Source organism: Streptomyces sp. NBC_01433 (assembly GCF_026340105.1).
GTDB lineage: Bacteria > Actinomycetota > Actinomycetes > Streptomycetales > Streptomycetaceae > Streptomyces.
This window is the reverse complement of the sequence record NZ_JAPEPM010000001.1, coordinates 4,471,865-4,484,527: the sequence shown is the minus strand read 5'-3', so window position 1 is coordinate 4,484,527 and position 12,663 is coordinate 4,471,865. Positions and strand designations below refer to the sequence as shown.

General features: G+C 68.4%; 12 protein-coding genes and 1 pseudogene. 5 read left to right on the top strand and 8 right to left on the bottom strand.

Going from position 1 to position 12,663, the window contains the following annotated elements; translation table 11 throughout:
- Positions 1-217: 217 nt before the first annotated feature.
- The gene (locus tag OG413_RS20195; protein WP_266807422.1) at positions 218-1,051 is read left to right on the top strand and encodes a hypothetical protein; all 834 of its coding nucleotides are present in this window, start codon (positions 218-220) and stop codon (positions 1,049-1,051) included.
- 653 nt (positions 1,052-1,704) lie between these two features.
- On the opposite strand, the gene OG413_RS20190 is transcribed toward OG413_RS20195, so the two are convergent.
- From OG413_RS20190 to OG413_RS20160, 7 genes are all read right to left on the bottom strand, one after another.
- Positions 1,705-3,309 (bottom strand): hypothetical protein, encoded by a 1,605-nt coding sequence (locus OG413_RS20190; RefSeq protein ID WP_266807420.1) that lies wholly within the window; start codon positions 3,307-3,309, stop codon positions 1,705-1,707.
- 133 nt (positions 3,310-3,442) lie between these two features.
- Entirely contained in the window at positions 3,443-3,853 is a 411-nt protein-coding gene (locus OG413_RS20185) for a hypothetical protein (RefSeq protein WP_266807418.1), read from the bottom strand.
- Between the two features lie 77 nt (positions 3,854-3,930).
- A complete protein-coding gene (locus tag OG413_RS20180) occupies positions 3,931-4,791 on the bottom strand; it encodes a hypothetical protein (protein WP_266807416.1) in 861 nt (286 codons plus the stop codon).
- Positions 4,792-5,012: 221 nt separating this feature from the next.
- Complete coding sequence (locus OG413_RS20175; protein WP_266807414.1) at positions 5,013-5,810, bottom strand: hypothetical protein; 798 nt, start codon at positions 5,808-5,810, stop codon at positions 5,013-5,015.
- A gap of 19 nt (positions 5,811-5,829) precedes the next feature.
- Positions 5,830-6,804, bottom strand: a complete 975-nt coding sequence (locus OG413_RS20170; protein ID WP_266807412.1) for a hypothetical protein — start codon at positions 6,802-6,804, stop codon at positions 5,830-5,832.
- A complete protein-coding gene (locus tag OG413_RS20165) occupies positions 6,801-7,082 on the bottom strand; it encodes a hypothetical protein (RefSeq protein WP_266807410.1) in 282 nt (93 codons plus the stop codon). Before OG413_RS20165 ends, OG413_RS20170 begins: the two co-directional genes overlap by 4 nt.
- 74 nt (positions 7,083-7,156) lie before the next feature.
- Positions 7,157-7,738 carry a hypothetical protein gene (locus tag OG413_RS20160; RefSeq protein ID WP_266807408.1) on the bottom strand — a complete coding sequence of 194 codons (582 nt, stop codon included), beginning with the start codon at positions 7,736-7,738 and terminating at the stop codon, positions 7,157-7,159.
- Positions 7,739-8,215: 477 nt separating this feature from the next.
- On the opposite strand from OG413_RS20160, the gene OG413_RS20155 reads away from it, so the two are divergent.
- From OG413_RS20155 to OG413_RS20140, 4 genes and pseudogenes are all read left to right on the top strand, one after another.
- Positions 8,216-8,857 carry a hypothetical protein gene (locus tag OG413_RS20155; RefSeq protein WP_266807407.1) on the top strand — a complete coding sequence of 214 codons (642 nt, stop codon included), beginning with the start codon at positions 8,216-8,218 and terminating at the stop codon, positions 8,855-8,857.
- Positions 8,858-8,867: 10 nt separating this feature from the next.
- Positions 8,868-9,539 (top strand): hypothetical protein, encoded by a 672-nt coding sequence (locus tag OG413_RS20150; protein ID WP_266807405.1) that lies wholly within the window; start codon positions 8,868-8,870, stop codon positions 9,537-9,539.
- Between the two features lie 56 nt (positions 9,540-9,595).
- Positions 9,596-10,492: a peptidoglycan-binding protein gene (locus tag OG413_RS20145; RefSeq protein WP_266807403.1), complete on the top strand. Its 897-nt coding sequence runs from the start codon at positions 9,596-9,598 to the stop codon at positions 10,490-10,492.
- Between the two features lie 63 nt (positions 10,493-10,555).
- Positions 10,556-10,915 (top strand): annotated as a pseudogene (locus OG413_RS20140) (single-stranded DNA-binding protein); the annotation flags it as partial.
- Positions 10,916-11,048: 133 nt separating this feature from the next.
- Here OG413_RS20140 and OG413_RS20135 read toward each other — a convergent pair.
- Positions 11,049-12,650 (bottom strand): hypothetical protein, encoded by a 1,602-nt coding sequence (locus OG413_RS20135; protein WP_266807402.1) that lies wholly within the window; start codon positions 12,648-12,650, stop codon positions 11,049-11,051.
- Between the last annotated feature and the right edge of the window lie 13 nt (positions 12,651-12,663).

Here is a 12,663-nt window from a genome sequence, read left to right as displayed (position 1 = left end):
CCGGGAGTTTGGGCTTTCCCTTTCCTCCTGGGTCTGGCCGGCAGCCAACAGCCCGAGTATCTGCGCGCGTGTAGAGCGCCCAGGGCCGGGGAGCGGTTGCTCCTGCGATGAACCGGCACACGGAGTGGGTTCGGTTGCGAGGCGGCCACTGCCACGACACGCCAGCCGCCACAGGCGGCTCTGCGGCGTGAGAGCAGCGATCAGGAGGAACCGCGGGATGGCCGACGCGCAGCCGCCTGCCGAGCAGGTCACGGCAGAGGTCAAACGCCTGAAACAGATGCCTCACCAGGTGTTCTTCGAGGCGTGGATCACGTACGTACAGGGCGGTAGTGACAGGCGGTCCCCGCGCGAGGTTCAGGGGGCCGCGTTCCGGGCGCCAGACCTGGCCAGCCGCACTCTCACCGCAGCCGACCGCGCCGCCTCCGAGTTCAAGAAGGTGATCGTTCGTGGGGAGGGTGAGTCGAAGCGGGACTACCAGGCGCGCGTCACCCTCTTCCGCCAGCAGCTCCGGGACGCGCGCGAACCCGTCGTAGCCGCAGTGGAAGACCTCGCTGCGGACGAGGCTGAGTTCCTGGCCCAGCTCGACGGTGAGGCGTTCGCCCAGGAGTGGGCGGCGTTCGTGCAGCAAGTCGCCGGCGCCGCTCGGTCCGGCCGCGACCACGTTCAGGGCCTGGCGTTCCGCTCCCTGGAGGTGGCCCCTCGTACGAGGGTGGTGGCGGAGCGGATGATGCGGGACACGGGAGACTTCTTGCCCAAGGTCGAGGGGGAGTCCGAGAAGGCGCGTCACGCGCGCATCACGCAGCTCCGCTCAAGGCTGGAGGCGGAGCTGCGGTTCCTCCAGTACGCGTTGAACTATGACGTGGCGCGATGGGGCAGGATGCCGACCGCGCCGAACCACCGGCTTCAAGCGATGCGTCTGCTCGCCGAAACGCACCCGGAGGAGTTCTCCCAGTTGCTCAACGCGGTGCGCAAGGACGCGCGGGAGGCGCGAGAGGAAGTGCGCCAACAGCGGCGCGCCGAGCGTCGCCTGCGGGCGGGTTCCCCGAACTGACGATGCACCTGCATCTGGGGCGCGCCCGCACCGGGCGCGCCCATTTTCATGGCCGCGCGTATAGATACCCGTGGCGCGCCACCGTGGCGCGCGATGTCTCCCGGACAGTGCCATGCCCGCGCGCCCAGTCCCTCGTGGCGCGCGGGAGCCGACCGGTGCGCAACGTCGCAGTTCGCCACCGCCCGGCCGGGGCGCGCCTGTGGCAAACAACCGTCTGGATCGTAGAACCGGGCGCGTCTGGGCAGCGCGCTCCCCGCACATTCCCGCAGGTGAGACTGTGGCGCGCCACCTAGTAGGGCCGGTTCGGGCGCGGGGTATGTCTTGAGGTGGCGCGCCACCAGGATGCTGGCGCACCGTAGTGGGCGCGCCGAGCTGGACGGGCGCGCCACCGGGGAGCGTGGTAGCGCGGGGTCCCGTCGCCGGGGCCGGCGCACCGCGCCACCGGAGCGGCCAGTGGCGCGGGTAGTGCCTTCGGTGATGCGGGCGCGCGTGCCTCTGCTGTTCGGGCGCGCTGCTGTTGCGCCGACGGGGCGCGCCTGGATACGACGATGGCGCGCCCGATGGGGTGTGGGGTCGCGCGGGCGCGCCTTCGGCTGGGACGTGATGCGACGGCAGCGCCTCGGCCCGACGGCGGAGCGGCGCGCCCAGAGGCGTCAGCTCATGACGGTGGTGAGGTCGGTGTAGAGCGTCGCGAACATCTCGCCGATCTTCAGCTCTGGCTTTCCGGCGAGTCGGTAGGCGTTGGCGATGTCCCGTTCGCCGCGCTCCTCCAGGAGGTTGATCACTGCGGGGCGGTGCTCGATGACGTACGTACGCAGCTTCGTCATCGTCGGCGGCGTGCCTTCGTCGGGGCCGGAGATCGGTTCCAGGTGTTCCTGCATCGTCATGCCCAGGGTGCGGGCCTGGATCTCCGCCTCGGTGAGCAGCACGGCCATCACCTTGTTCGCCTTGTTCCCCCTGGCGGTCCGAGGCCGGGGCTTGGGAAGGTCCTGCGGCTCCTCGGCTTCGCTGACTTCCTCGGGCTGCTCGGGCTCGGGCGGGTTCTCAACCGGGTCCGGCGGGGGCGGTGTGCCCTCCCCGCTCGGCTCAGGCTCGTCCGTGCCTGTCGGCACGTTCTCTTCGCCGCCGATCGCTCGCTCTTCGTTGGGGGTCTGGTCGTCGCCCCCAACGCCCGCCTGTGCCTCTTCGGCCTTCTCCTTGAGGTGGTCGAGTGACTTGGTGATCAGGTCGTCAGCGCTCATCACACCCCATCCGGTCTCGGTCTTCACGGCCCGGAGCGTGCGGAGGCCGTACTCCGTCCGCACTGCGCACAGGGCATCTTCCGGGTTGGCGGGGTGCATGAGGGCATCGCGGATCAACTTGGCCGCCTGCTCGCCGGTCAGGCCCGGGGCCTCTCGGGTGGGTGCCTGGTGCTGGACGGACTGCTGCGGTTGCTGGCCGTACTCCTGCAACTCGGCGTCGGGGCGCAGTTCGGAGGTGGAACGCGTCTCGACGGCATCCTCCAACCCGAGGCGGCGAAGCAGAGCGTCCACGGTGAAGTCGTGGAACCGCTGGGTTTCACCGGGCTTGATCTCCATGTGGAGGCTGCGTACGCCGGTGAGCCAGGCGTCTTGGATGCCGTGGAGGTCCACGATCGCGTCGACGGCTGCGGGGAGGTTCTTCTCGGCCTTCACTTTGCGGGTGGTGTTGCGGGTCGGCTTGTCGTGCTCGAAGGCCGTGACGATCTCCGTGCGTGCGAGCAGCAGGCACGGGCCATGGTGGCGCCTCAAGAGCCACAGCACCTCGCCCCAGCGGTCTTTGGCCCTGTTCCACAAGTCGGAGTCGATGACGACAGGGTCGTCGAGGGTGGGAAGGCGGGACTGGTTGCGCTGCGCCTTGCGGATCGCGCGGTTGCGCGCGTACATGGCGATCTCGTCGCTGAGCATGTCCCACAGGGAGGTCATCGAGTCGATGACCAGCATGTTCGGTTTGTTGTCCACGCGGGGTTGGTGGTTCACCCAGCGGATCGCGTCGAGGATGTCCTGGTACGAGCCGTCGTGCGGGACGATCTCGTAACGGGCGCCCTTGATCCGACCGTAGTAGTCGGCGGTGCCCTCGGTGCCGCCGATCTCGATCCAGTACGTCATGCCGATCAGGTCGGAGCCGGATCCGAGTGCGGCCTCGTACGACTTGCCGGTCTTTTCCGGGCCGGTGAGCAGGATGATCGGGGGGTTGGGCTTGCCGGTGGGCTTTCGGCTCTTGCGGGTGCGCTGGGGCATGGTGATGCCAGCCACTGAACGGGCCTTTCACTTCGGGTCTTTCCGGGTTGCTCTCCCGGATGTTGCGGCGCGAAGGGCCTTAGCCTCTCGCCCTGACGCGCGCTGTACTATTTTAGCGCGTCTGAGCGTGGAATCAATCCCGTTGCAACAGCTCAGAGGCGGGTTTCTCCACGGGCGGATCAGTGTCCTCTCGGTGTCGCAGGTACCAGGTATCCAGGTCCCGGGCGTCGTCCACCGCCACCTGGCGCTCAGCCGGCCCAGCCCGCCACTCCCTGACCGCTTCCTCGTACTCCGCTTGGACTGTCCCGGCGCCCAAGCGGCGCAGGGCGCGGGTGATCTCCTCCCATGACGCCCCGCCCAGTGCCTCGCTGAGCACGACCAGGTCGACGAGTTCGTTGACCAGCACCCGAAGCCGTCGCGCCGCCTCGATCCGCTCACCTACCCCTGGGCCAGAGCTGATGCTGCCCACGCCCTGCCGAGCCAGGTCGGACAGATCACGGTGTGCGCGGGTGGCCGCAAGGCGGGCCAGGGTCTCAGGGTCCATGGGGAGGTCCGATCGTGCCAGCGGCGGGCGCCCCTATTCGGGGTGCGCCCGCCGCGAAGTCGTGCAGGTGCCGACCGTCAGAATGCCCGAACGGTCTCGCTATCGGCCGCAAGGTCGTCCATGTCTACACCGTCACCGCGTTCCTTCTGGTTCTCCGCGAGGTAGCGGGAGTCGAAGCGCGGGCCGACGTTCTTCCGGCCGTTCTGCGGGCTCTGCCCGAGACGGCGGCCGAGCTGGCTGGGATTCAGGTCTCCCCGCACACCGAACCGGTGTATCTCGCCTGCATCCCTGGCCTCCTTGTAGAGGACGTACAGATCCTCTTCGGTCAGGACATGCACCGGCTCGATGTCCGGGTCCTCCTCCGGCTCCTCCTCCGCCGGCCCTGACTCCTCGGCCCCCGGGTCCAGCGCGGAGGTCTCACCCGGCTCTTCCGAAACAGCAGCCTCGAACTTCTCGCTTTCCTCCTGCGATACCGCGGTGATGGGATCTTCGGCGTCGAGTAGTGCGCCGGTTCCCTTCTCGTCGACCCAGTCGGAGCCTGCGCCGCGCGCCCGGACGAACCCGGAGATGTGCAGCCCGAAGCTGCCGCCGAGCGGCACCATCGCTGCCACGGCGCTGCCGACCGCGTACACGTATACCGGGTTCTCCGCCATCACGGACGGGGCGCTGCCGGTACTGAACCACTCGGACAGCGCGACCATGGCGTGCCCGACGTTCGCGGCGATCGAGATGCACAGCAGGAAGGCGAAGATGCACCACAGCGACCAGTAGTAGCCGCCTTCGGCGCCTCGCTCGGTGCGCTTTCGGATCGAGGTAACGGCTCCGGCGTTGAACGCGAGGAGCAGTTCGAGCGAACCGGCCATCGCGGCGGCTGCGAGGGTGGGAAAGCCGATGAGCGTTCCGGCCCAGTGGAGTTGGTAGAGGGAGGCGAGCATCATTCCGAAGCCTGCGGCTGCGGCTCCAACTCGGAGGTTGCGGTGCCAATCCCGCAAATCCCGCTCACCCTGGGTAATAGCACGAATATCGGGCATCTTCGGCAAGACGCGTCCCTTTCATTCGGGTCTTCCCGAGGGCCTATGCTCGTCGGCTCTCGGTTGTCCCAAACGATATAGGGTCTGCGCCTAGCACGCTGCTCTTGATTCGTACGACTCCCTCTCTGCTACCAGTCCAGCGCCTTGCGGGGGGTGCGCCGGTCCGGTCCAACGACCTTCGCCAGGTAGGCCCGGTCCTCGATCCGCGACAGCAGCCGCTCTCCGAGGATCGCCTTGATTCCGTCGCGCCGCAGGTTCGTCGAGAAGGCGGTGGGCCTGCCCGACGCCAGGCGGGAACCGACGAGGTCGGTGGTCTCCCGGCGTACGAAGTCCGTTTGCACACCGTCCATCTCGCCGCACAGCTCGTCGAGGATGAGCAGGTCCGGGTCCTGGACGTGACGCCTGCGGATCTCGTACTTGCTCATGTTGTCGGGTCCGCCGTCGGGGCGGCGCCAGGCGAGATAGGTGGAGTGCTGCACCAGCCGGACGAGCAGACCCCGTTCGCTGGCCTCGTTGCCGAGCGCTGCCACCATGGTGGTCTTCCCCGAGCCGATGTTTCCGGACACGATGAAGTGCATCGCGCTGGGACGCGCCTGCGTCCTCTTGGCCTCCACGACCGAGCTCAGCCAGCCGCTGAGGGCCTGGGGCTGCTGGTTGTCGTCGAGGTCGGAGAACCGCCACTTCAAGTAGTCGTCGTGGTCAGCCGCGAGCATGCTGTTCCGCCAGGCGAGGGTCCGGGCGTTGGCCTGCGGGACGGAGACGTCATCCCACAGCACGGTGTCGGAGTCCTCGGGCGGAGCGGGTACGCCGAGCTGTGCAAGGTCCGCGCCGCCTCGCTTGAGGGCCGCGATCGTGCGCTCCGTGATGGTGAACAGCCGCTTCGGCTCACGCTCGGGGACGAAGCGTTCGGCTGCGAGGACGCTCATTGGTCCTGGTCCTTTCACATCAGGCGGGGACGATGCCGAACACGGCTTCGTCGAGGTCGTCGGAGTTGGACGGGGTCGGCAGTTCGCCTATGCCGTCGGTCCCCCAGGTCGCGGCGTCGCTGTAGGGGGCGGGGCGGCTGCCGTACTGCGACGGCATCGGCTTGTTGTTCCGCTCGTCGCTCAACGCGCGCTGGAACTGGTACGCCGTGGGGAAGTGGACGCCGGTGCGCTGGAGCGCCTTGGCCACCTGCTTCTGCGTGTACTCGGCGTCAAGGGCCTGCTGGCTGAGCTTGACGAGCCCGAAGTACCACCGGGATTTCTGCTTGCCCGCATACGGGCCAAGGTGTTGCGCGGCGTGGTCGTAGTACCAGGTGGCGACCTCCTGGGCCGGTGTCTTCTCCTTCACCTCGCTGGCCGCCTTGTCCGAATCTTCTGGGCTGCTGGGCTGCTGGGCCTTCTTCGCTGCGGCGCGTGCGGCGGCCGGCGGGGTGCGGCGCTGCCTCGGCTTCGGCTCTCGTACCGGCTCGGTCTCTACAGAGACGTTCGGTTGGGCAGCGTCGGGGCCGGGCGTGAAGCCGTCCGGACGGAGGCTGCCGTCGGGGTAGCGGACGTGGAAGGAGCCGTCCTCCTGCTCGACGACCGGCACGTCCAGCTTCTTGTTGAAGGTGAGGTAGTCACGCGCCCACTGCTCGACGGGGTACCGGCTGATGGCAGCACCCATGGCCGTTGTGCCGTCGAGGAAGCGCCGCCGCTCCAGGCGGTAGTAGCCGTGCGCGGCCAGTTCGTGCAGGGCCTTGCGGACGGCGTCGCGGCCTTCGCGCCCCTCGCCACGCGCGAGCTGTTCGGAGCGGACTTGCCAACTGTCGGCCTGGTCATGGCAGTACGTGAGCAGGCCGAGCGCTCGGTAGCTGAGGCGGGTGTCGCGGACTGTGGTGGATTCGAGCGTCACCCAGTTGGCACGTTGGTTGTGGCGTACTCCGCTGCGCTTGCTCACGCCGCTGCCCTGCTCGTCGTCAGCCGGAAGTGGGTGTGCCACGTCTTACGTCCGCGGACGCCCATCTCGTACACGCGCCGCGACTCGACCATGCCCGCTTCGCGGAGTCCTGCGAGGGGTTCACGGGCCTGGTGGTTGGTCAGGTTGCACGCGTCGGCGGCGTCCTGCACGGTGACCCACTCACCATCGCTCTGAAGGACGAGGTAGCAGTACAGCCTGAACGAGCGGTCGGATATGCCTCCGGCAAGTGCCGGGGCTATGGCGATGTCGGTGGACAAGGCGAAGGTCCTTCGGGGAGGGGGCCCGGCCGCAGGGGGAAGGGGGCGGCCGGGCCGTCGTTCGACGGTGCGGACTACTGCTCGGAGCCGCGCTCGGGCGCGACGGGGAGCATCGGCACGCCGTGCAGCAGGCCGCGGAGCTGTCCGCTGTGGAACGCCTCCATGAGGGCTTCCTGGCCCTCGTCCTTCCACGTCGTGGTGATGGAGCCGGTCGGCCTGCCGCCGGGGGTGCGGATGAGGCCGGGGATCACTTCGCCGGTGAGCTTGTCGACGATGGCGCCCGTCGCTTTGTCGTACGTCGCGCGCTTGAGCACCGCGTCACGGAACGCGGGGCGGGCCTGGATGATGACCTCGGCCTCGCCCTTTTCCTCGGCCCACTCGTTGAACGCCTCCGGGTCGCCGACCTTGTACTTGTCCTTGGAGATGGCCACCGTGTGCGTGGCGACAGCGACACCGTTGACCTTGGCGTCGACGGACTTGGTGCTGCTGCCCGGGTCGTCGTAGGCGGTGAGGAGCGGCTGCTTCACCGCAGCGATCCTCTCGTCGATCGCGGGGACGATGGAGTCCTTGAACAGCCTGGCGAAGACCGACAGGAGTGCGGCGTCTCCCAGGGACAGGGCGGGCTCCGGCGTCGGGGCAGCGTTGTCGTGCGGCATGGCAGGTCCTTTCTCACCCAAGGCGTAGCCCAGGGCTTTTCGGGTCTGTCCCGGGCGGGGTGCAGTGGGTGCCGCCAGTAAGTACGTCGGCTGGCGGATTTTGTGACACCTGGGCCCGGGTAGCTGGGTCGCTCTCCCAGCCACAGAAATAGTACAGCACGCGTCATCTCGTGTGTGCATCTCCCGCCCCTACGCCCCGAGAAGGCACAGCCCGCACGCGTCAGCACCCCTGACGCCGGGACATAAACCAGCCTGTCCCCCTACCTTCCGCACGGCTCTCCCGCCCTGGTGACGTCACCAGCGGTGGGTGCGCCCCGGCGCCGCCTGATCCGGAACGAGGGCGGCGCCGGCCCGGCGGCGGACACGGCCCGGCCAGGACGGCATCGCCCTGCTTGCGAGGCGGGGCGCCGCGGTTGGAGTCCGCGGGCTCGCAGACCGCGTTCGCCGCCGGCACCACCCCCAGCCGGAAGGAACACCGTGACCGAGACCGTGCCGGCACCGCGCCGCATCACCTACCTACCGCTCACCGACCTGCCACCCGCACCTCGTAACCCGAAGCGGCACAGCCTTGAGCTGATCATCGACTCCATCCGCATGCACGGCTTGGTCGAAGTCCCGGCCGTTGACGAGCGAACGCAACGAACTCTCCACGGGCACGGCCGCCGTGAAGCCCTGATCGAGATGCAGGGGCGGGGCATGCCGACGCCCGGCGGTGTCTTGGTCGACGAGGACGGCGGATGGCTCATCCCGGTGCTGCGCGGCTGGTCCTCCGCCAGCGATGCGGAGGCCGAGGCCCTGGCCATCAAGCTCAACCGCCTTCCCGCTCAGGGTGGATGGGATCCGCGTGAATTCGCCGCCACCCTGGAGGACCTGGTCACGGGCGACACCGAGTTGTACGAGTCGCTGGCCATCTCCGAGGACGAGTTGGACAAGCTGCTGCGCCAGGTCGATCCCGAGACGCTGCCCGGCGCCATCCACGAAGACCAGGCACCTGTGCTGCACCTTCCGGACGACGGTGGTGACCCTCTGGGTGGCGACGGCCTCAGCCCGGACGACGAGGGACGTACACGTCTGGCCACGTGCCCGTCCTGCGGCCACGCGTTCCCGCCCGGCTGCTGAGGAGCCACCCATGTCCAACCGCCGTAAGGACCGCCGCCCCGGCCCCGGGCGTCCCACCCTCCTCTCCGCAGAGGTCGAGGCCCGCATCATCACCGCATCCCGTACCGGCATCGCGGTGGAGCTCGCCGCCGAGGCCGCCGGGATCTCCGGCGCCACCTACCACCGGTGGATGGCCCGTGGCCGCGGTGAACTTGCCTCCCGCGAGGCCGGGCAGCCCCCGGACCGGGATGAGGACCTGTACGTCGAGCTGTTCGAGAAGGTACGTACCGCTCGCGCGATGGCGGGCGCCCGCGCCATGGCCAACATCAGGCGCGTTGCCGATGGCGGGATCGTCACGAAAGTCTCAACGAGGAAGTTCCGCGACCCCGAGACCGGTCAGATCGTCGAAGAGGTCACTGAGGACCGCACGGCTCCGGACTGGAGAGCCGACGCCTGGTACCTGGAGCGGCAGCATCGCAACCACTACGGCAAGGACGCTGCGCTCGCCGTTGAGATCACGGGCCTGGACAGCGGCGAACCCGTCGGGGAGGAACGCGTCGACCTAAGTGCCCTCGCCGAACGGCTGAACCAGACCCTGTTCGCCGTGCAATACCCGGATCCGCCGGAGCTGGAAGACGGCAGCGTGGTGGACGCCGAGGTGATCGAGCCCGAAGACGCCCCCGAAGGCAGCGCGCGACACTAACCCGCGCCGACGGTCACGGTGCCTCCTCCTGCTCACCAGCACCAGAGGAAGCAACCGTGACCGTCAACTTCTACCCCGGCGCCAGCCGCGCGTACGACTACTCATCCCGCTACCAGGGCGACGTGATCAAGCCGAACTGTGGCGTCATCCACACCACCGAGGGCACGTCGCTGCCCTCCTACGGTCAAGGCGCCGCCGCCCCGAACATCACCGCGCGGCCGAACTTCGCGAAGAAGCGCCTGGACTTCTACCAGCACTACGCCTTCAACCGGTCGGCCCGCGCGCTGGTCAACCTGGCCGGTGGAGTCGAGACGAACACCTGCAACTGCGTGCAGATCGAACTCGTCGGAACGTGCGACCCCAAGCACAAGAAGACGTGGAACGGCGCGAAGGCGGGCAAGGACTACGTCTACTGGCCGGACGCCCCGGAGTGGGCCCTGGACGGCCTCGCCACGTTCATGGCCTGGCAGTACAAGAACAACGGCATCCCGCTCACCGGGCCCTCGACGTGGCTGGCCTACCCGTCCTCGTATGGCAAGACGAAGGCCCGGATGTCGTTCGCTGCGTGGAATGCCTTCCGAGGCTGGTGCGGTCACGCCCATGTCCCGGAGAACGTCCATGGCGACCCCGGCGACATCGACTTCGCCAAGCTGCTCTCCCTCGCCAAGACGAAGGCGAAGGTGTCTTCCGGCGGGGCCGGCAAGCCGAAGCCGAAGCCGCCGTTCCCCGGCGTCTCGTACTTCGGGCCGGGCAAGAACAACGCCCACATCACGCTGCTGGGCCAGCAGCTCGTTAAGAAGGGCTTCGGCCGGCACTACGCCTCGGGGCCTGGCCCGAAGTGGAGCGACGCCGACCGGAAGAACGTCGCCGCCTTCCAGCGCTCCCGCAAGGAGCTGGCTGGTGACCCCGACGGCCTTCCCGGACCGCTCACCTGGCGAATTCTCTTCTCCTGATCCGCTCTCCATGGTCGGCTCGCCATCATGGCGGGCCGACCCCGTACGTGAAAGGCCCGCTCTGTGGCAGGCGAGACCGTCATCACCTTGATCGGCAACCTGGTCGACGACCCCGAGCTGCGCTTCACCCCGTCGGGCGCCGCCGTAGCGAAGTTCCGTGTCGCGTCCACCCCCCGCATCTTCGACCGCCAGGCGAATGAGTGGAAGGACGGCGAAAGCATGTTCCTGACCTGTGCCGTGTGGCGCCATGCCGCGGAGAACGTAGCCGAGTCCCTTGCTCGCGGCACCCGGGTCATCGTGCAGGGACGCCTCAAGCAGCGGTCCTACGAGGACCGTGAGGGCGTCAGGCGAACCGTGTACGAACTCGACGTCGAAGATGTCGGCGTGAGCCTGAAGAACGCGACCGCGAAGGTCATCAAGACCGGCGGACAGCGCCCGGCCGCCACCCCGCCTGCGCGCCCGATGGCTGATGACCAGTGGGCTACTGAGCCACCGTTCTGATCCGTCCTGGCACAGCAACGCGCCGCGCAGGTGATCTCCGGCGCGGCGCGTCGTGCTACGCGGCCGTGGCGATCCAGGCTGGCGGAAGTGCCGTCAGCTCACCGTCTCCCTCGTCCTGGTCGTCGTTCTGCTCAGGTTTCGGCCGGTCCGTTACCGGCGGTTCGTCGGCGGCATCGGAGCCGGGCGGCTGTGTCCCGGTCTGGTTCGGCTCCTCGGTAGGAGGTCGTGCCTCGGTCTGGTCCGGCTCCTGCGGCTCGTCTGGTGTCTCGTTGACCGGTGGCGTCGGATCGGCCGGGACCGGTGCAGGGTCGGCGGGGTCAGGGGCCGGAGCGGTCGGCGCAGGAGGGGCTGGGTCCGTGGGCTGCTCGGGCTCCGGAGACGGCGCGGGGGCCACGGGCTTCTCCGGCTCCGACGTCTTCTGTGCCTCCGGCTTCGTACTCGGAGTCGGGTCGGGCGGCTCCGACTCCTCGTACGTGTCGTCGTCCTCCGGAGGCTCGGCTACCGGGTCGGTGGCGGGCAAGGTGATGGGCGTGCCCGACCCGTCCCTGTACGGGGGCACCTCCAGTCCCGCTGCGAGGGCCACGATGTCTTCTTCGCCCGGCTCTACGGCTGAAGTCGTCCCGTCCTGCACCCCCAAGACGGCGCGGGCCGCCATAAGTGTCGGCGCGTCGACCGGTGCGTCCTGCGGGTCGAAGAGGATCGTGTGGACCTCGGACTCGTTGAGCCCCAGCGTGCCAAAGGCCAGGGCCGCGAGACGGGGTGGCAGCGGCTCTGCTACGCCCATCACGTAGACGTTGGCGGAGGACTGGACAGGTGTGGGCCCCGGTGCAGCGACCAGCAGGTTTTCGTACTCAAGCAGCCGGGCCTCGTCCGTGCCCCAAAGTACGTATCGGCCCGAACGGACCATGTTGGGATACAACTCTCGGGAGCCGTCCTGCTGCGTCCACGTCCGGGCGTACTCGGCAGTCCCGAAGACACGCAATCCGATACGTTCCGACCCGTACGAGAAAGTGAAGATGGTGCTGTCCGGCCCTGTTGCGGCCTTGGTTGCCATCACCATCCCGTCAGCGTCAGTGCACTCCGCTTCCAGATTGTCGATGGGGCTGCAGTGGATCTTCCCCACGGTGGAGAAGTCCAGGAAGTCAGGGTTGGTGAACGGTTCCGGCCCCAGGTTCTGGTTATCGCTGACCGGCCGGTCGGACTCGGTTTCCAGGGCTGCGTCGGGCGCGCTCGTCGCGGACGAAGCCGGAGTGGCACCCATGCCGTGCCCCAGCGCCCACGTTCCAGCAAACGCCGGCAGCAGGGCCGCGGCGATGGCCCATTTCTTCGTACGTCCACGTGATCGCACGGGAGTGGGCGGTTCCTGCGGAAGCGGCGGCAGGTCGACGAGGGGAGCGTGCTCGACGGGTGGCGCCAGCAACTCGTCGAAGTCCTTGAACTCGCAGTGGTCACGCACTAGGCGCTCGACCTGCTCGCCGGTCAGGTCTGGCATGGCGATCTTGATTTGCCGGACGGCCGAGTAGAAGGACTGCGGAGCGAGGAAGAGGTGGCGCTCACCATCGATATTGACCACCCCCACGTCGGTGAGCGGGACCTCGTCGTCCTGCTCGTCCGAGTGGAGAAAGTGAATCTTGATAGGCGGCAGGGCGGAGGTCACGGCCGCTCCTGCG